Here is a 17,027-nt window from a genome sequence, read left to right as displayed (position 1 = left end):
GTGTATACCGGCGGCACTTTTGCGCAGTTCGGACCCCCGAGGCGGCCGATGCGTTCACCCCGCATGGTCCTCGCCGAACCCCGAGCCGACGCCGCGGAATGGGCTCCGTCCGCATCTCCTATCGCGCCGCGCCCGACCCGCCTCTGGCGGCCGCGCCGCGTCCTTGTGACCCCCGCCGCCCTCGAGCACGCCCATGGCCGTGCCATGGTGGAACGCGCCGCCGCGCTCGGGCTGCCGGTCGAGCATCTGAATGCCAACCGATTGACGGGCCTACGTAATCCGGATCCGCGCATCGCCTATCGCGAGGCCAAGGCGACCCTCGCGATCGTCGTTGCCCCACCCACCAAGCTGAAACTTCAGCCGATCCCGCCGAGCGCCGACTGGCGCTTCGACCTCGCGGAAGGCTGCCCGGCGCATTGCCAGTATTGCTACCTCGCGGGTTCGCTCTCGGGTCCGCCGGTGACCCGGGCCTACGCCAATCTCGACGCGATCCTCGGCAACCTCCCAGCTTATCTCGGCCAAGGCGGGATAACGTCAGCCCAGGAAGAGCGCGCGCAGGAGGGAACGACTTTCGAGGCCTCGTGCTATACCGACCCTCTTGGCATCGAACACCTGACGGGATCACTCTCCGCTGCGATTGAGTACTTCGGTGCGTGGGACGCGCCGGTACAACTACGCTTCACCACCAAATTCGCGGCCGTGGCGCCGTTGCTGGACCTGCCGCATCGCGGACGCACCCGGATCCGCTTCTCGGTCAATGCCCGCGCGGCAGCCCGCTACGAGGGCGGCACCGCCAGCCTCGATGAGCGTCTCGGCGCTCTCGCGGCGGTGGCGCGCGCCGGCTACCCGGTCGGGCTCACGATCGCGCCGATCCTCCCCGTGCCGAACTGGCCGGACGCCTATGCCGCGCTTCTGCGGGACGTTGCCGATGCCCTCGCCGGATTGCCCGACGTCGATCTGACCGTCGAGCTGATCACGCATCGGTTCACTCCCGGTTCGAAAGACGTTTTGCAGGGTTGGTATCCGGGTTCCGATCTTCCGATGCGAGAGGACGAACGCACCCGGAAGATGACCAAGTTCGGTTCACTGAAATACGTCTACCCGCGTGACCTGATGCGACAGATGCGCGAGACGATCACGGCTGCCGTTGCACGCGAACTGCCACGTGCGCGGGTGCTGTACTGGACCTGACGGAGCGGGGCGGTCACGAGGTCTGCTCGCCGTCGAAGCGCGTCCGCGCATCCTGGATTGCCGGCAGATTGGCGAAGGCCCAGGCTCCCAGGGCCTGAACGGGGGCCTGCAACGAGCGACCCAACGCGGTCAGTTCGTAATCCACGCGCGGCGGGATCGTCGGATGTACTGTTCGCGATACCAGTCCGTCCCGCTCCAGGCCTCGCAGAGTAAAGGTCAGCATCCGCTGCGAGATACCGCCGATCGTTCGCTTCAACTCGTTGAAGCGCCGCGGTCCATCCGCCAGCGTCATCACCACGAGGATGCTCCACTTGTCACCAATGCGTGCCAGCACGGTCCCGACGATTCGACAGTCGTCGGGGGGGTGATCGCGTGCTGTCGCGGTATCCTCGATGTGCCCGGGTTTCACGAATGTGCCTCCTTGCGCTCGCGCGGGTCTGGTCCTCTATAGCGCCTTGGTACACTTCTGATACCGGGGATTGAACATGAAGCTTCTGCACGTCGACGGCAGCATCCTGGGGGATCACTCCGTCAGCCGCACCGTCTCGGCCGCGATCGTTTCGCACTTGAAGGCTGGGGCGCCGGATCTCGACGTCACCTATCGCGACGTGGCGGCGACCCCGATTCCGCACCTGTCGGGTGCTTACCTAGCCGGCCAGCAGCCGAACGCGAGCAACACCCCCGACATTCAGAACGACGTCGCCTTGGGGCGCGAGGTGCTTGAGGAATTCCTCGCTGCCGACATCGTGGTGATCGGCGCACCGCTCTACAATTTCACGATTTCCTCACAGCTCAAGGCCTGGGTCGACCGCATCCTCGTGGCGGGCCGGACCTTCAAATACACGGAGACCGGCGCTGTCGGTCTCGTACCCGAGAAGCGGGTCATCGTCGCCGTGGCGCGGGGCGGCCTCTACGGGTCCGGCACCCCGAATGCGGTGGCGGAGCACGCCGAAACCTATCTCCGCGCCGTCCTTGGCTTCATCGGCGTTACCAAGCCGGAAATCATTGTGGCCGAGGGCATCGCGTTCGGTCCGGAGGACCGCGAGAAGGCGCTCGCCGAAGCTCTGAAGGCCGCCGCCAACCTGCCGGCGGCCTGAGGGGCACAGACCGCGCGACTAATATCAGGGACTAAGAGCGAAGCAAATATCCGCTCTTAGTCCCTGATAACGTCGAAACGCATTCCAGAATAACAGCGGTTCGAAACGCGCTTTTCCTACTTAACAGTGAAGCCGCTCAAAATCAGTTCTGCTGAGCATTTTCGATCGGCTGGCATTCGGCCTTATGCGTGCATTCGTCCCGGATAAGGCCGAAGCGGTTTCTCGACGGGTCACCGGATTAGGCTGAAGCACGTCGCAGTCTGGAGACCGGATAACAGCGAAGCGGTTTCCGGCCTGCGACCATACGTGTATTGGGCTTCGGATGATTTCCATCGGTTTTGGAACGCCCCGGGGCAGCGGACCTTGCTTCAGGCCGGCATGGCAAACGCCAGCAGGTGCTTCGGGCGCTGTCTGGCTGAGAGAATTAGCCGCGGACACAAGCCAGGCATCCTCGCTGTCTCAGACCACAGGAGTACCAAGGCGGGTCGGATAGATCATTCCTAGCTTACACCGCAGCGGACCTGACAGCGGGAGGTGGTCGTGTCCCTGGGCGTGGTGTAGCTCGAAGAGGGCCACCGCGATCACCGGCTTGGGCCGGGAGAATCAGGCTGCCAGGGTGGGCAGGCTGACGAGGGCATTGTCGCCGATCGGGGTGATGCTTTCCAGCGTCATGTAGCGTGACCGCTTGACGGCCCACTCGTCATTCTGTTCGAGCAGGATCGCGCCGATGAGACGCGTGATGGCGGCCTCGTTGGGGAAGATGCCCACGACCTCGGTCCGGCGTTTGATCTCACCATTCAGACGCTCCAGCGGGTTCGTGGAATGCAGCTTGATCCGGTGAGCGGCCGGGAAGCCCATGTAGGCGAGCACGTCGGGCTCGGCCGTGTCCATCAGGGCCGCGAGCTTAGGCACCTTCGGCCGGAGCTGATCGGCGATCCGCCGCCATTGCGGACGGGCCGCCTCCGCGTCATCCTGAGCGAAGGTGGTGGCGATGAAGGCCGAGACGACGCGGCGGCCCGAGCGGCCGGCGTGGGCGAGCACGTTCCTCATGAAGTGGACCCGGCACCGCTGCCAGGTCGCGTTCATCACCTTGGCGACGGAGGCCTTGATGCCCTCGTGGGCGTCCGAGATGACGAGCTTGACCCCGCGCAGGCCGCGCCGGGCGAGCTTCAGAAGGAACGCCGTCCGATGCGTCTCGGCCTCCGATGGACCGACATCCATGCCGAGGACCTCGCGCGATGGGCCGGTCGAGGAACGCACCCACGCGCTCGTCGATCTCCTGGCACAGGCGCGAGACCTGGCTCTTCGACACGCCCGTGCCGCCCATGGCCTGGACCAGGTCATCGACCGAGCGGGTCGAGATGCCTTGGATGTAGGCTTCCTGGATCACGGCGGTGAGCGCTTTCTCGGCCATCCGGCGCGGCTCCAGGAAGCCGGGGAAGTACGAACCCTTGCGCAGCTTCGGGATGCGCAGTTCGACCGTGCCGGCGCGCGTCTGCCAGTCCCGGTCGCGATAGCCGTTGCGCTGGACCAGACGTTCGGCGCTCTTCTCGCCGTGGGCCGCCCCGGTCAGGCCGCCCACCTCCAGCTCCATCAGGCGCTCGCCCGCAAAGCCGATCATCTCGCGCAGCAAATCCGCATCGGCACCCTTCTCCATGAGGCCGCGCAGGGTCATCATCGCGTCGGTCATCGGGGATCTCTCGGGTGCGGGGTTGGTCGTCGCAACCCGACCCTACCCGGCAACCGCCGATGACCACCCCTCAGCTACACCACCGCCTGGGACACGACCAAGCCTTCCTCTTCCGCTACAACTGGCATCGCCCCCACATGGGCATCAATCGCCAGACACCCATCAGCCGACTCGGATTATCCGAGGACAACCTGTTGATGCTCCACACCTACTTGAGCAGTTCAAGATGCTCTGCCCATCGGCAGCCAAGCGGCTGAAAGTCGAGTAGGCTAACGGCCGAGGATCACTCAGCCGGCTCGCGGATATCACTGGCGGCCGACCAACGGTCGGCGAGACGACCGAAAACGCCGGCTTCGGCCCAGGCCGAGCGGGCCCCGACCACGTAGAGGTTTTCCTGGGCGCGGGTTGTGGCGACGTTGAGGATGTTCGGCATGCCGCCGGCCCATCCGCGCGCTCCGCGCTGCGTCGGCATCGGTGCACCGAGGACGAGGATCACGCTATCCGCCTCGCGACCCTGGACGGTGTGTACGGTCCCGACGCGCTCGCGTGTCCAGCGGTAGGGGTCCGTCGTCCAACGTGAGAGCACCCCGGATGCCATGATGCGTTCGCGTAGTCGTTGCGCGACGATGAGGAACGGGCTGATCACGTAGAGGTCAAGGTCCGGCACCCCTCCTGAGGACAGGCGGCGTAGCATATCGACGACCGCGTCGCCCTCGGACTCCGACCACTTATCCTCGGTCCGGCCACCGGTAACGTCGACCCAGTGCGACTTACCCAGGACACCCCGGATGGCGGAGGTCCGGCCCGGCGTCGCGTGGACCATGAGCCCCTGATAGGCGATGTCATTCGATAGGGTGAACATCGGCTCGGCACAGCGACGGTGGACGAGCAGGGGAAAGCCGACCCGCACCGAGCCCACGGTCTGCCGGAACTCGGCGACGTAGGCGGCTGAGGCATCAGCGACAGCCTGCACCGACGCCTTAGGTGCGTTCCAGCGCTCAGGCTCTATTCCGAAATCGGCGCAGATGGTCTCGGCGAGCTCGGTGGGCAGGGCAGTCACGGGCTCGATTTGAAGTGGGTCGCCGACCACCACGGCGCGTCGACACCGCGTGATCGCGCCGATGGCGGCCTGGGGCACGGCCTGACCCGCTTCGTCTACGAGGAGCCAGCCCAGCGTCTCGGGCGGCAGGTAGCCGAGCATGCGGGTGACCGAGGCAAAAGTCGTGGACACCACCGGGACCACGAGGAACAGCGTCGCCCAGAGGTCGGGCATGTGCGGCTTGGTCTTCGGCTGCCATGCATTGCGGCCTATGAGCGCCTTGAACAGGTTTTCCAGGTTGTTGCGAATGGGCTCCGCGGCCGCATCGATGAAGGCTTTGTGGAGCGCCAGAGATAGTTCGAACACGCGGTCACGCTGGCAGTGTGCCTCCATGTCCAGCCACGGCGCCGCCTGCTGGACGGTGTTCCGGTCCCTGGAGAAAAAGGCGGCGTCGACGGTACGGATGCCACAACGGGTCCGCATGATGGCAACGCGAGCCTCAGCGGCATCACGGGTGGCGATAGCGGTACGATGCGCTTCCCCGGTCGTAGCTTTGGAAGCCTCGGCTTCGCGAAGCCGGTGCCGGGTACGATCCGCTTCTCCGAAGGTTTGGCGCTTCTCACGATCAGCCCGGTCGAGGACCTCGGCGAGTTGCGCGTCGCTGATCGCCCAGTCCCTGGCGGCGGTAGTCCGGAACAGGCGTGTCAAGAAACTCGGTCGACGCAGGGCATGCCCCATCTTCGCATGGTGCGCGCGGTTCCGGGCCTGCGCTGCGGCGGAAACCGCATCGGTCGCTCTACGATGCTCCCGTTCGGCCGTAATGGCGCCCGTGTCCGCATCTGCTGCGGCGCGTCCGGCATCGTCCACCGCGCTCCTCAGGCGCGGAAGCGTACCGACAACCTTCCAGGCAGCCTCGATATCTGCCAGGAAAGTTCGTATCCGCTCGACCTCCTCCATGAAGGCGGTGCGAGCCTCGCGCCAGCGCCGGATCGCCTCCGAGCGGTTCCTCGGCGGGTTCTCTCGGTCGACTACGACGGGGCGCCGCCTGCGCATCGCACCCGGTTTGGCCGGGTCAGGCTCCTCGACCCATTGCGGGCTCCCGGCGACCTCGGCGAGGTAGGCGCGCAGGCCCTTGTCGGGATCAATCCACATCGCCTCCCGGAAAGTGAAGCGGTTCGAGGCGTTGCCGAGCACGGCGGCGATCAGGCCCCAGGCCTCGACGTCGCCCGAGACGTTGTCGGCGACCGTCTTGAAGTAGCGCAGGCCGGTGGCGTCCTCGGCGATGGCCTTGAGAGCCGGCAGCTCGCGGCTGACATTCTCGACGGCCTTGTTGTTCGACGAAGCGACCAGCATCTCGAAGCCGCGCAGGCTGGGGGCGACCCTGTGGACCGGGACGGTGGCATTGCCGACCTTCGGCCTATACCCGGATGCAGGAAACGCTTTCTCGGGATCATCGAAGGCGCACATTGCCTCGGCGCGGCGCACCACGAGCGACGCCACCAGATCGCGCAGAAGCGTGGTCTTACCGGTGCCGGGCCGACCGTTCACGGGGAAGAGGTCGACGCCTTCCATGTCGGACATGACGAGGTTCACGGCGCCCTGCTGTAGCAGAACCAGCGGGTGCCGACCGGCCGCCGGCCATCTGCCAGGCGGGAAGCGTAGCGGTGCTACCGCGGCGGCGATGACGGTGTCGTCGCCGAGGACGTCGTTGCGCGCCTTCGGCTTATCGCTGCCGAGGTAGCGGCGAAGATTGTTGCTGGCCTTACCCCCCAAAACCTGTCGGCGGGCATCCGCTAGATCCTCCAAGTAGAAGCTGCCGAGCAGGGGGGCTTCCGGTGGGTCCTGTGACTTCCAGTAGTGGTAGACCCGCATGGCGAAGGACGGCGGCTCGACCAAACTGCGATGGAGGCCCACCTCCGCGATGAGCCAGTCGAACGCGAACCTTATCGTACGCCCGTCGAGGGGAAGCGGCTTTCCGTCGTCTCCAACGCGCCGGATGTGGCGGTCAAGCCCTTCGTTCAGCCGTGTCTCCGCATCAGGCCAGCGCCCGAGGCCGACGAGATCTCGGCGCAGGGCGAGGGGCAAGCCCCAGGCGAAGCTGGAGATGGCCGTCGCCTCGCCTTCCGCGACGGGAACGCCGGACTTGTCGAGTGTAACGGTTGCAATCGCCGCGAGGCCGGCGGCGCCGCGACGGTCCTGGTTCTTGTCGACGAAGACGGACAGCAGGGCGTTCGTGGCCTCGTCCATGCGGATCGCGCCAAGAACCACCTGATAGAACAATTGCTTCTGGGGTTTTGCCTTCTCGCCTGGAGGTTGCCAGGGCATGGCCGCGGTAAGATCGGCGATGCGTCGCTGGTCGCCGTCCGCCATGTCGGCCGGTTTGCGGTAGGTCATCGGCGAGAGCACTTCCAACGCCGTCCAGGCCGAGAGGATGTCCTCTGGGCGGTCGCGCACCGGCGGGGGAGGCTTGCGCGGGCCTCGGCTCACCCAGGGGGGGAACTCCTCGGCATGCTGCGAAGTCCCCGCTGCAGGACCGTTGACCTCACTCACCGCTGGCGTTGGCTGGTCGATGCGGGCTTGTCTCGGTCTGCGCTCGCGGGTGCCGTCACTGGGCTGCGGTCCAGTGGCGGGCGATGACGCATCCAACAACGCCGCGACTTTGGCTCGCAGCTTGCCGGCCCTCTCCGTCGACCTCTGCTCCAGTTCTTCAAGGAGCGATTGAAGAACCTGACGGTCGTCACGGGATGATGCGAACAACCTTTCAAGGTCGACGACGCTAGACTGAATGTAGGGTGTTGTCATCGTTCCAGCCGTGAATCCGCCATGGCATTTTCGGTGGCGATCAGACCGGTGTCCAGCACAGGCTGCGATGCCACGGCCACCTGCCTAGAGACGCCGCAAGCGTTAGCCGCTCTCAAACATGGTCGCCGACCTTCATCCTACATTGGACGACCAGCGCCCGATGCCCGATTCAACGGGTTTTCGAGGCCGGGCGTTTTCGAGGGATCGTTTTCGTTGGCGTCATCGCCTTCTTTGACGCGACCTTGGGCTGACCAGCCTTTGGCTTCGCCGGTGTGGTCTTCGCCTTGGCTGGCGGCTTCGCCTTCACCGCGGCCGGCGAATGGTTCGTCTTCGCTGCCACTTTGGCGTTCGGGATGACCCGCACAGGTTTCGCTGGTCCCGCGGCCATCTCGGCACGAAGGGTCTTCACCAGCTTGCAAATGCCCTGAGCGACGTCGAGGAAAGCCGCGTCGGCGCTACGCCATGCGAGGACCGAGCGCCCGTCTTCGGGGAGAAGCTTGAACCCGGCGGCCTTCGTTTCCTTCCGACCGCATAGCCGTACCACAACGGCGACGACCCGCATGGTTCCCTTTTCCCCGTCGGGCCATCGCCCACTCGTACTCCATCTGACAATATCGGCTTGAGATGTATTCCGGGCTAAGTAGCGCAACGAGGACGTGCGCGTTTTTCAAGGCGCGGGAGATGCTCGCGTCGAGTTCGTCGCCCGGGTCGATGTTTCCATCGAACCAAGTGCGGACCCCGTCTCTGAGCAGCGGGGCCAGATGGGTTTCGAGCTTGGTGCGGGCGGCTGCGTCGAAGTGGGACTAGGAAACGAAGATCCGGACTTCGGGCTTGCCGGCCGGTGTCCGCCCGCTGGCCTTGGCCGCTGCCTGGTCCTTGGGCGCAGAGGCTTTACGCGGACCCGCCACGGCAGGGCTCGTGCCAGTCGTGGTACGTTTTCGCGCGGCCATGATGCCTCCGAGCCCGATGGCCAAGGTCCAGGATAGGCTGCGCGCTCCCGTTTTGTTCCAATAAAAGCTGTTGATGCGCAAGGTGATAGCCGGTTTACGCTGTTGTGCGACTTCGCTGGTCGCGGTGGCTGGACCGCTTCGGGGACCTGAACCGGGCGCGCAGTCCCCGATGCCTATGAACCTTCCGCCAGGTCCTCCCTAGTGGTCTGAGTTAGAAGTACGGTTTCAGATTTTGAGCTTGCACCTATGTGTCGGGGATGTCCGCATGGAGGTGACCCATGGCCCGTGGTCCAAAACCTGCTCCTCTCCATCTGACCGAGGACGAGCGCACGCGCCTAGTGGGGCTCGTCCGCCGTCGCAAGGTCGGCCAAGCCTTGGCTTAGCGCGCGCGGATCGTGCTGGCCTGCGCTGAGCCGGGATCGACCAACAGTGGCGTTGCCCGTGATCTCGGCGTCAGCCGGATGAGCGTCACAACGGGGCGCGCCCGTTTCCTCGCCCATCGCCTCGACGGCCTCGTCGACCTGCCTCGCTCCGGTGCGCCACGTGCCGTCACGGACACGGCCATCGAAGGGATGGTCACCCTTACGCTGGAGAGCCAGCCAGAGAACGCCACCCACTGGTCGACCCGCGCCATGGCCCGGCGGGTCGGCATGAGCCAGAGCATGGTCTCGCGGGTCTGGCGTGCCTTCGGGCTGCAGCCGCACAAGACCGACACCTTCAAGCTTTCGACCGATCCCGCCTTCGTCGACAAGGTCCGGGACGTGGTCGGCCTCTACATGGCTCCGCCGCATCGTGCCGTGGTGCTGTGCGTCGACGAGAAGCCGCAGATCCAAGCGCTGACGGGCACGGCCCCCGTGCTGCCGATGCGGCCCGGCCAGCCGGAGCGCCGAACTCACGATGATCGTCGCCAGGGTACAACCGACCTGTTCGCCGCCCTCGACGTCCAGGCCGGGACGGTGACCGGCCACTGCATAGGCCGGCATCGTTCGATCGAGTTCCGCGACTTCCTCGATCGGATCGAGGCGGCCGTCCCAGGCGATCTCGACGTGCACCTCGTGCTCGACAACGCGGCTACCCACAAAACCAGGCTGATCCACGACTGGCTGGTGAAGCGTCAGCGTTGGCACCTTCATTTCACACCGACGTCCGCAAACTAACGCCGGCCGAACAGCCGCTCGATGTCGTGGAGCTTCAACTCCACAAAGGTCGGGCGGCCATGATTGCAGGTGCCTGCCAGCGGCGTCGCCTCCATCTCGCGCAGCAGGGCGTTCATCTCCTCTGGGCGGAGGCGGCGCCCGGCTCGGATCGAGCCGTGACAACTCATACGTGACAGGATCGCGTCGAGGCGCCGCCCGAGGGGGCCACCGCTGCCATCGGTTCCGTCGGGACTGCTGTCTTCAAGCCCGCTCTCGGTCATCGCATCGAGGATATCGGTGACGAGACCGCGGATCGAGGCATTCACCAGGGCCGCCGGTACCTCGCGCACCAAGACCGCACCGGTACCGAAAGCTTCCAGGGTGAGGCCGAGTCGGTCTAGGTCGGGTGCCGCCGCAACCAGACGCTCCGCATCGCCCGGCGCCATCTCCACCACATCAGGAATAAGCAAGCCCTGGCGGGCAATGCCGCCAAGCGCCCGCTCGCGCTTCAGACGCTCGTAGACGAGCCGCTCATGCGCTGCATGCTGATCCACCAGCACCAATCCGTCGGCGGTCTGGGCGACGATGTAAGTTTCGTGCAGTTGCGCCCGCGCCGCGCCGAGCGGATGCCCGACTGTCTCGGGCAACTCTGCCTCCCGGTGCAGATCGGCCGAGGGCGCCGCGAAATCATCAGCGAACTGAGCCTGAGTTGGGCCGCTGCGTTGGGCCGCAGGCGCTTCGTCGATCAGCGTTTGGGGCGTTTCCCCGAACCCCGTGAAGGCTTCGGACTGGTACGAGCCCTGGCGGTAGCCAATCGGAGCCGCGAAGGACGGAAGTCCTCGGGCTTGGCTCGGGCTTGGTACCGGATATGGGCTCGCGCCCGTATGAACCTGGAGGCTCGCCGGGCGCAGCGCGTCAAGGGTTCGGGCAGCGCTTGTGGTCGAACCGCGTAGGCCTGCCTGCCGCAGCGTTTCATGAATCGCGCTGACGATCAGTCCTCGGATCAGGCCGGGGTCGCGAAAGCGTACCTCTGTCTTAGCCGGATGCACGTTGACGTCGACCAGGGCCGGATCGCACCGGATCGTAAGTGCCAGGACAGGATGCCGATCCGAACTCATGGTATCCGCGTAGGCACCCCGAACGGCACCAAGCAGGAGCCGGTCACGAACCGGGCGGCCGTTGACGGTGAAGTGGATCTGGTTGGCCGCCCCGCGATGGTAGCTCGGAAGGCCGATATGGCCCGACAGGGCAAAGCCTTCGCGCGCCATGTCGAGGACCAGCGAATTCGTGCCGAAATCAGTCCCAAACACCGCGGTAAGCCGCCGCAGCGTCGCGGCCGGACCGGTCTCGGCCTCCGCTGGGAAGACCGCCGGTGTCCCAGATTCCGAGCGCAACGCCAGACGGATCTGCGGCTGCGCCACAGCAAGCCGGCGTAGGATATCGCCGATCGCCGTCGTCTCGGCCCGGTCGGATTTGAGGAACTTCAGGCGCGCCGGGGTGGCGGAAAACAGGTCTACTACCTCGATGCGGGTTCCGCGCGCGCTCGGTGCCGGCCGAACCTCGCCCTTCACGCCGGCATCCACAGTCAGGGTGGCGCCAGTTTCGGCCTCGACCGTGCGACTCGTCAGCGTCAGGCGGGCGACGGCGCCGATCGAGGGCAGCGCTTCGCCGCGGAATCCGAGCGTCTCGATACGGGTCAGATCGCCGCCCGGGAGTTTTGATGTGGCATGGCGCTCCACCGCAAGAGCCAAGTCGTCGGCGCTCATGCCCGCGCCGTCATCGACGACGCGGATGAGCCGCCGTCCGCCGGCCTCAATCGTCACCTCGATGCTGCGCGCACCGGCATCGATGGCATTCTCGACGAGTTCCTTGACGGCCGAGGCAGGGCGTTCAACCACTTCGCCCGCTGCGATGCGGTCGACGAGAATCGGATCGAGGCGGCGGACAGGACGAAGCGGCGCGGACATGTGGGAGAAACTATAGGTGTACAAGGACCTGCCCGAAAGGTCGTCTTTGAACCGAGCCCTCGTGCCCCATAGCTATTCGGTACCATGAAGTGTCTGTCGGACCGTGGCGAGGCTGCCGGACCGATGCCTTCAAGGTCTCAGCCTTAAGGTCCGGTCCATCCATGAGTGTGACACTTCAGCGTTGCCGTACGGTCTGGGGGCGGACGGAGCATCGTGACGCCCTTCCCAGCCTTCGGGTCGTCACCGATGCCGTGTATCAACCCGTGACCGCCGACGGCCGCTGGGGCCTGCTCGATGCTGCCGGAAACACGATCGAGGCGAGTGGCGAACCGGTCGTATCGGAGGTCACCGATTGTGCGGAGGATCGACCAACTCTCTACGTCGGACCGCTGATCACCCATTATGGCCACTTCCTCTTTGGCACCTTTGCACGACTGTGGCCGCTCCTCACCTGGGACGGCCCGAAGCCGCGCCTACTGTGTCATCCGCTCGGGCCACCTGAAATACGGCGCGAGACCTGGGCGGCGCTGCCCTTCCTGATCGAGATTCTCTCCCGGTTCGACATGACGCTCGACGATCTCGCGACGTTCGAGCGGCCGACCCGCATTCCGCGCCTCATGGTGCCTGGGCCGAGCTTACGCGAGCAGGACTTCGTCCACGACGTGCACGGCACCCTGGCGCGCTTCGTCGGACAGCCTTTCTGGGACCCGGCCCTGGTCGATACAGAATCGCGACCCGTCTACCTGTCCAAAACGCGTCTGGGCACCGGAATCTCGCGCCTTCGCAACGAGCAGGTCCTATGCGAGGCGCTGGAGCGCGGAGGCGTCGACATCGTCTATCCGGAGAGTCTGCGCCTGTCCCAACTCGTGCGCCTGCTATCCGAGCGGCGCATGGTGCTCGGGACGGCAGGGTCGGCCTTCCACGCTGCTGTCTTTGCTGCGCCGGGCCGGCGCATTCTCGGCCTGAACTGGGCGGCGCATATCAACGCCAACTTCCTGCTCCTCGATGCCCTGAACGGAACCCAGGCGCGCTACTACTCCGCCATCGGCGCTGAAACAGGTGAAGAGGCTGGGTTCCACTTTGACTGGTCCCTGCCAGATCCGACCGCCGTCGCCGTCGAAATGCTGGCACGCGCGCGGGCCTTCGATACCCTTGATACCCGGGATGCGGAGGAGGACGCGGTCCGACGGCATGCCGGACGGGTATCGCCCCTCCAGCGGGTCGGGCGCTGGCTTCGGCGGCAGATCTGATCAGTCAGGCAACGCCCGAGCGCAGGAGGTCGTGGTAGTGCACAAGGCCGACCGGGCGCTCGTTCTCAACAACGATCAGCGCGGTGATCTTCATCGATTCCTGAATTTCGAGCGCCTTCGCCAGGAGTGTCTCGGGCGCGATGGTGCGGGGCCTGCCGCTCATCAGGGCCTCGACCGCAAGACTGTCGAGGTCACTGCGGAACACGTTGCGGCGCAGGTCGCCGTCGGTGACGATCCCGGCGAGCCGACCGTCGGCCTCGACCACAAGCACCGATCCAAAGCCCTTGGCGTCGATCTCGGCAATGGCGGCGCGCATGGATGTCCCGCGTGCGACCACTGGTAACTGCGAGCCACTGTGCATCACCTCCCGGACTTGTCGCAGGGAGGCTCCTAGGCGTCCGCCCGGATGATAGATGCCGAATTCTCGTGCCGAGAATCCGCGCGCCTCCAGAAGAGCGATCGCGAGCGCGTCGCCGAGCGCCAGCTGCATCGCCGTGGAGGTCGTTGGGGCAAGGCCGTTCGGGCAAGCCTCGCGCGCCTTCGGCAGCGTCAGGCAAATGTCGGCTTCGCGGCCGAGGGTGGATCCCGCATTGGCCGTAATGGCGATGAGGCCGACCCGGTATCGCCGCGCGTAACCGATGATGTCGGCGAGTTCCGTGGTTTCACCCGACCACGACAAGGCCACGACGACATCCTCCGGCTGGATCATGCCGAGATCGCCGTGGCTCGCCTCGGCTGGATGCACGTAGAGCGCCGGGGTCCCGGTGGAGGCCAGTGTCGCGGCGATCTTGCGCCCGATATGGCCGGATTTGCCCATGCCCGTCAGGATGGCGCGACCCTGCGCCCGCGCGATTCGCGAGACCGCCGCCGTGAAGGCGTCGCCGAGCCCGTTGCCGATCGAGTCCATCAGGCAGGCGAGACCGTCGCGTTCAGTCTCGATGGTGCGCAGGGCGGAGGCCACGGCGGCAGACGGGGAGCTCCCGGCGGCGTCGATGGGATGGCGCGCGGCCAAGGCGGTGTCTGCTGGAGCCATCCCGGCCCGTATCCTTCTGGTCTGATCGCGCGCGCGTGAGCCGCGACGGTGTAGGCTGGCTATGAACAGCGATTGTGGTCGGATGGCGACTCCGATGGGCCTATGCGGGTCTGGCCGCCTGCGTTGACGGGCCATTAACCGTGCTCGTTGTAGCCCTCTTAACCATGGTGCCGGGCCGCACACGCCAAGCGTGGCCACGGACCGCCCGCCAGGCGGTCCCGCCGGCGGTCCTCGTCTCGAAGCGCCGTATCCGGCGCGAAGGTCAGCGGAAAGACGTCGATCCGTGACAGGTGCAGGGCCGATTTCAGGATGGCGCGTTCGAGGCTCGGGCTTCGCGCTGGCTGCCCTCTTGATACTCCTCCCCTTGGCGGCTGCGGCGCAGACCCTGCCGTCGGGGGCCCCCGACAGCGCGTCTGGAACGGCCAATGTGGGCGACGTGCTGCCCCTCAATTCCGGCCTGCGCGGCAGCACGATCTCGGGTAGCGGCGTCCTGAACAGCAACGGCAGCGCCACCGACGACGGGGCCGGCAGTGGCGGGCTCGCCACGCGCGCCTTGACCGGCAGCCGTTCGGGCAGCGCCATCGCGTCCGGCGGGACGAATGGGGCCAACAATCGCGGCCCGACCAACATCCTGAAACTTCGAGCGATTCCGCCACGCCGGTTCGGAAGCGCCACCGTCCGTCCGGTCCGATCGATCACGCAGGTGCCGAGCTACGACCTGCGCCTGACGCCGGTGGTGCGCAGCGCCGTCAGCGGGGTGCCGCTGCCGACGCTGCTCCCCCTGGCCGGCGTGCAGACGCCGGGGTTCTTCCTGTCGACGGCTTTGCGCCGGCCGATTACCATCGACGAGGCCTACGCGCCGCTCGGTATCAAGTTCGGCACCTTCACGATCCTGCCCGCTCTGCAGCAGAGCATTGGTTACGACACCAACCCCGACCAGATCACCAACCGCCTGGCCAGGCCGTCTCTGGCGCTGCGGACGGACGGTGAGGTGAGCTTCCGGAGCGACTGGTCGTCGAGCGAACTCACTGGCGATTTGCGGGGGGGCTATGTCGATTTCCCCGATAATGAGGGAGCGAGCCGCCCCAACGGGTCGGGCGTGACCCGGCTGCGGATCGACGCGAACCGCGATACGCGGATCGATGTCGAGGGCCGTTTTCTCCTGGAAACACAACGCACTGGCACCCCCGACCTGGCGGCCGCGACGGCAACCCGGCCGCTGATTGCGAGCTACGGCACCACGCTCGGCGTCACCGAGCGCTTCAACCGGGTGCAGGTGTCGGTGCGCGGCCTGCTCGACCGGTCCGAATTCGAGGATGCGCAACTGTCCGACGGCACCATCGTGCGTCAGAGCGACCGCAACCTGAACCAGTACGGCCTGCAACTTCGGGCCGGATACGAGATCTCGCCAGTCATCACGCCGTTCGTTGATGTCCTGGCCGATACCCGCGTCTACGATCTACGGGTGGATTCCTCGGGAATTCGCCGCGACTCCGATGGCGTGACCTTAGCGGGCGGCGCGACCTTTGCGCTGACCCGTTTCGTGACCGGCGAAATCTCGGGCGGATTGCAGCACCGGACCTATGTCGACCCGTCCCTGCGCGACCTGACGGCGCCGGTCGTGAACGCGGCGCTGATCTGGAGCGCGAGCCCGCTCACCACGGTGCGGCTCAATGCAGCCACGGGCGTCATCGAGACGTCGGTGCCGGGTTCGAGCGGAGTTCTTACACAAACCGCAACCCTGGAAGTCCAACACGACCTCCTGCGCAATCTCTCGCTCATCGGCGGGATCACGTATCTGTCGAACGACTACGACAGGGTGAATATCACCGAGCGCGGATTCTCGGCGACGGCGCGCCTCGACTATCGCTTCAATCGCTGGCTGGCGATGCGCGGCAGCTACATCTATCAGCGACTGGACAGCTCATCGGCGGGATCGAGCTTCCACGCCAACACGTTCCTGCTCGGCCTGCGGGTCAATCCCTAGCGGCGATGCCGCGTCCGGAGTGACGGACGCGACGCGCGTTTCGGGCCTTTGTATACCGAAGCGACGCGTCGCGGTGACGGACCTGACGGGTGTTCCGGACCTTGGAATACCCGCAGGGTCGTGTCGCGGTCACGGCCGGTCAGCGCACCATCGCGAGGGAGGCGCCGGATTTCGAAAGTGCGCCGTCGAGGGCTGCGCCACCCTGGCGCAAACGGGCCGCGACGGTGCCGCCCGGCTGGTACAGGTAGACCTCGCCGTCGCGATAATCCCAGGCCGTGACCTTGGACAGGTCCTTGTTCGGGCAGCCCGAGGCGCTGGCCTTGTAGAGGTCGAGGGCGGGGGCGCTCGACAGCGAGACCTTGCAGCTGGCGCCGGTGGCGTCCTTGGCGTTCCAGGTTCCGACCACCGAGGATCTGCCGCTGGCGACCACCGGCGGCGGCAGTGGCGCGACGGGCGTCGGGTCGGGCGCGATCACCGGCGTCGAGGGGGCGACCGCGACGTTGGCGCCGACCGGCGGCGGAAAGTCGGCCGGTGAGGCCGAGGCGCCCGGCGGCGGGGCCAGCGGCTCGGAGGTGACGGGTCCGGACGGCATGGCCGGGGCGATCGGCTCGAGGGCGGCCTGGGGACCGGGCGCGGCCCGACCGCGCACGGGGCCTTCGAGGCGCTGCGAGGCACAGGCGCCGAGGCCGGCGGCGAGTGCGAGAATGGCGGCTGTCGACAGGAGCGAACGCGGCATCGATGGCAAAATCCGAAGGGGAGCGGGGTCGGGGCCGAGGCCCCGCGTTATGGCCTGCGTCACCGTCAATTGCGCTGGCGGCAAGGCGCCCAAGGGGGCGGGCACGGGTTTTACCGGGAGGGCCCGACATTTGCCGCCCGGTGTGGCGC

General features: G+C 66.4%; 11 protein-coding genes and 2 pseudogenes. 5 read left to right on the top strand and 8 right to left on the bottom strand.

Annotated elements, in window-relative coordinates:
• The first annotated feature begins 63 nt into the window (after positions 1-63).
• Complete coding sequence (locus tag ACV7NL_RS12445; RefSeq protein WP_463357115.1) at positions 64-1,191, top strand: spore photoproduct lyase family protein; 1,128 nt, start codon at positions 64-66, stop codon at positions 1,189-1,191.
• A 13-nt stretch (positions 1,192-1,204) separates the two neighbouring features.
• On the opposite strand, the gene ACV7NL_RS12440 is transcribed toward ACV7NL_RS12445, so the two are convergent.
• Entirely contained in the window at positions 1,205-1,600 is a 396-nt protein-coding gene (locus ACV7NL_RS12440; protein WP_463355838.1) for a winged helix-turn-helix transcriptional regulator, read from the bottom strand.
• 76 nt (positions 1,601-1,676) lie between these two features.
• Here ACV7NL_RS12440 and ACV7NL_RS12435 point away from each other — a divergent pair, with 76 nt between their 5' ends.
• Positions 1,677-2,288 (top strand): FMN-dependent NADH-azoreductase, encoded by a 612-nt coding sequence (locus ACV7NL_RS12435; protein ID WP_463355837.1) that lies wholly within the window; start codon positions 1,677-1,679, stop codon positions 2,286-2,288.
• Between the two features lie 603 nt (positions 2,289-2,891).
• On the opposite strand, the pseudogene ACV7NL_RS12430 reads toward ACV7NL_RS12435, so the two are convergent.
• The 4 genes and pseudogenes from ACV7NL_RS12430 to ACV7NL_RS12415 all read right to left on the bottom strand — a co-directional run bounded on the left by ACV7NL_RS12430 (position 2,892) and on the right by ACV7NL_RS12415 (position 8,571).
• A pseudogene (locus ACV7NL_RS12430) lies at positions 2,892-3,978 on the bottom strand (IS256 family transposase).
• Positions 3,979-4,261: 283 nt separating this feature from the next.
• Positions 4,262-7,504, bottom strand: a complete 3,243-nt coding sequence (locus tag ACV7NL_RS12425) for a DEAD/DEAH box helicase (RefSeq protein WP_463355836.1) — start codon at positions 7,502-7,504, stop codon at positions 4,262-4,264.
• 484 nt (positions 7,505-7,988) lie between these two features.
• Complete coding sequence (locus ACV7NL_RS12420) at positions 7,989-8,381, bottom strand: hypothetical protein (protein ID WP_463355835.1); 393 nt, start codon at positions 8,379-8,381, stop codon at positions 7,989-7,991.
• Complete coding sequence (locus ACV7NL_RS12415; protein WP_463357114.1) at positions 8,275-8,571, bottom strand: toll/interleukin-1 receptor domain-containing protein; 297 nt, start codon at positions 8,569-8,571, stop codon at positions 8,275-8,277. The genes ACV7NL_RS12420 and ACV7NL_RS12415 overlap by 107 nt, the downstream gene beginning before the upstream one ends.
• Positions 8,572-9,047: 476 nt before the next feature.
• Here ACV7NL_RS12415 and ACV7NL_RS12410 point away from each other — a divergent pair.
• A pseudogene (locus tag ACV7NL_RS12410) lies at positions 9,048-9,923 on the top strand (IS630 family transposase); the annotation flags it as partial.
• Here the strand turns inward: ACV7NL_RS12410 and mutL are convergent.
• On the bottom strand, positions 9,923-11,872 hold the full coding sequence (mutL, locus tag ACV7NL_RS12405; RefSeq protein WP_463355834.1) for a DNA mismatch repair endonuclease MutL: 1,950 nt from the start codon (positions 11,870-11,872) through the stop codon (positions 9,923-9,925). The pseudogene ACV7NL_RS12410 and the gene mutL sit on opposite strands and share 1 nt — an antisense overlap.
• A 161-nt stretch (positions 11,873-12,033) precedes the next feature.
• On the opposite strand from mutL, the gene ACV7NL_RS12400 reads away from it, so the two are divergent.
• The gene (locus ACV7NL_RS12400; protein ID WP_463355833.1) at positions 12,034-13,122 is read left to right on the top strand and encodes a glycosyltransferase family 61 protein; all 1,089 of its coding nucleotides are present in this window, start codon (positions 12,034-12,036) and stop codon (positions 13,120-13,122) included.
• 4 nt (positions 13,123-13,126) lie between these two features.
• Here the strand turns inward: ACV7NL_RS12400 and ACV7NL_RS12395 are convergent, their stop codons facing one another.
• Positions 13,127-14,155 carry a KpsF/GutQ family sugar-phosphate isomerase gene (locus ACV7NL_RS12395; RefSeq protein ID WP_463355832.1) on the bottom strand — a complete coding sequence of 343 codons (1,029 nt, stop codon included), beginning with the start codon at positions 14,153-14,155 and terminating at the stop codon, positions 13,127-13,129.
• A 703-nt stretch (positions 14,156-14,858) separates the two neighbouring features.
• Here ACV7NL_RS12395 and ACV7NL_RS12390 point away from each other — a divergent pair.
• On the top strand, positions 14,859-16,142 hold the full coding sequence (locus ACV7NL_RS12390) for an outer membrane beta-barrel protein (protein ID WP_463355831.1): 1,284 nt from the start codon (positions 14,859-14,861) through the stop codon (positions 16,140-16,142).
• A gap of 139 nt (positions 16,143-16,281) precedes the next feature.
• Here the strand turns inward: ACV7NL_RS12390 and ACV7NL_RS12385 are convergent, their stop codons facing one another.
• The gene (locus tag ACV7NL_RS12385) at positions 16,282-16,878 is read right to left on the bottom strand and encodes an AprI/Inh family metalloprotease inhibitor (protein WP_056180395.1); all 597 of its coding nucleotides are present in this window, start codon (positions 16,876-16,878) and stop codon (positions 16,282-16,284) included.
• Positions 16,879-17,027: the final 149 nt, after the last annotated feature.

This window comes from Methylobacterium sp. Ger2507 (genome assembly GCF_055231875.1).
This window is presented reverse-complemented; position numbering and strand designations above follow the sequence as displayed.

What these genes read in the sequence shown, in the direction of transcription:
- mutL (WP_463355834.1), bottom strand. Translation starts at nt 11,872, where the DNA reads ATGTCCGCGCCGCTTCGTCCTGTCCGCCGCCTCGATCCGATTCTCGTC.
- ACV7NL_RS12420 (WP_463355835.1), bottom strand. Translation starts at nt 8,381, where the DNA reads ATGCGGGTCGTCGCCGTTGTGGTACGGCTATGCGGTCGGAAGGAAACG.
- ACV7NL_RS12435 (WP_463355837.1), top strand. Translation starts at nt 1,677, where the DNA reads ATGAAGCTTCTGCACGTCGACGGCAGCATCCTGGGGGATCACTCCGTC.
- ACV7NL_RS12395 (WP_463355832.1), bottom strand. Translation starts at nt 14,155, where the DNA reads ATGGCTCCAGCAGACACCGCCTTGGCCGCGCGCCATCCCATCGACGCC.
- ACV7NL_RS12445 (WP_463357115.1), top strand. Translation starts at nt 64, where the DNA reads ATGGTCCTCGCCGAACCCCGAGCCGACGCCGCGGAATGGGCTCCGTCC.
- ACV7NL_RS12400 (WP_463355833.1), top strand. Translation starts at nt 12,034, where the DNA reads ATGAGTGTGACACTTCAGCGTTGCCGTACGGTCTGGGGGCGGACGGAG.
- ACV7NL_RS12385 (WP_056180395.1), bottom strand. Translation starts at nt 16,878, where the DNA reads ATGCCGCGTTCGCTCCTGTCGACAGCCGCCATTCTCGCACTCGCCGCC.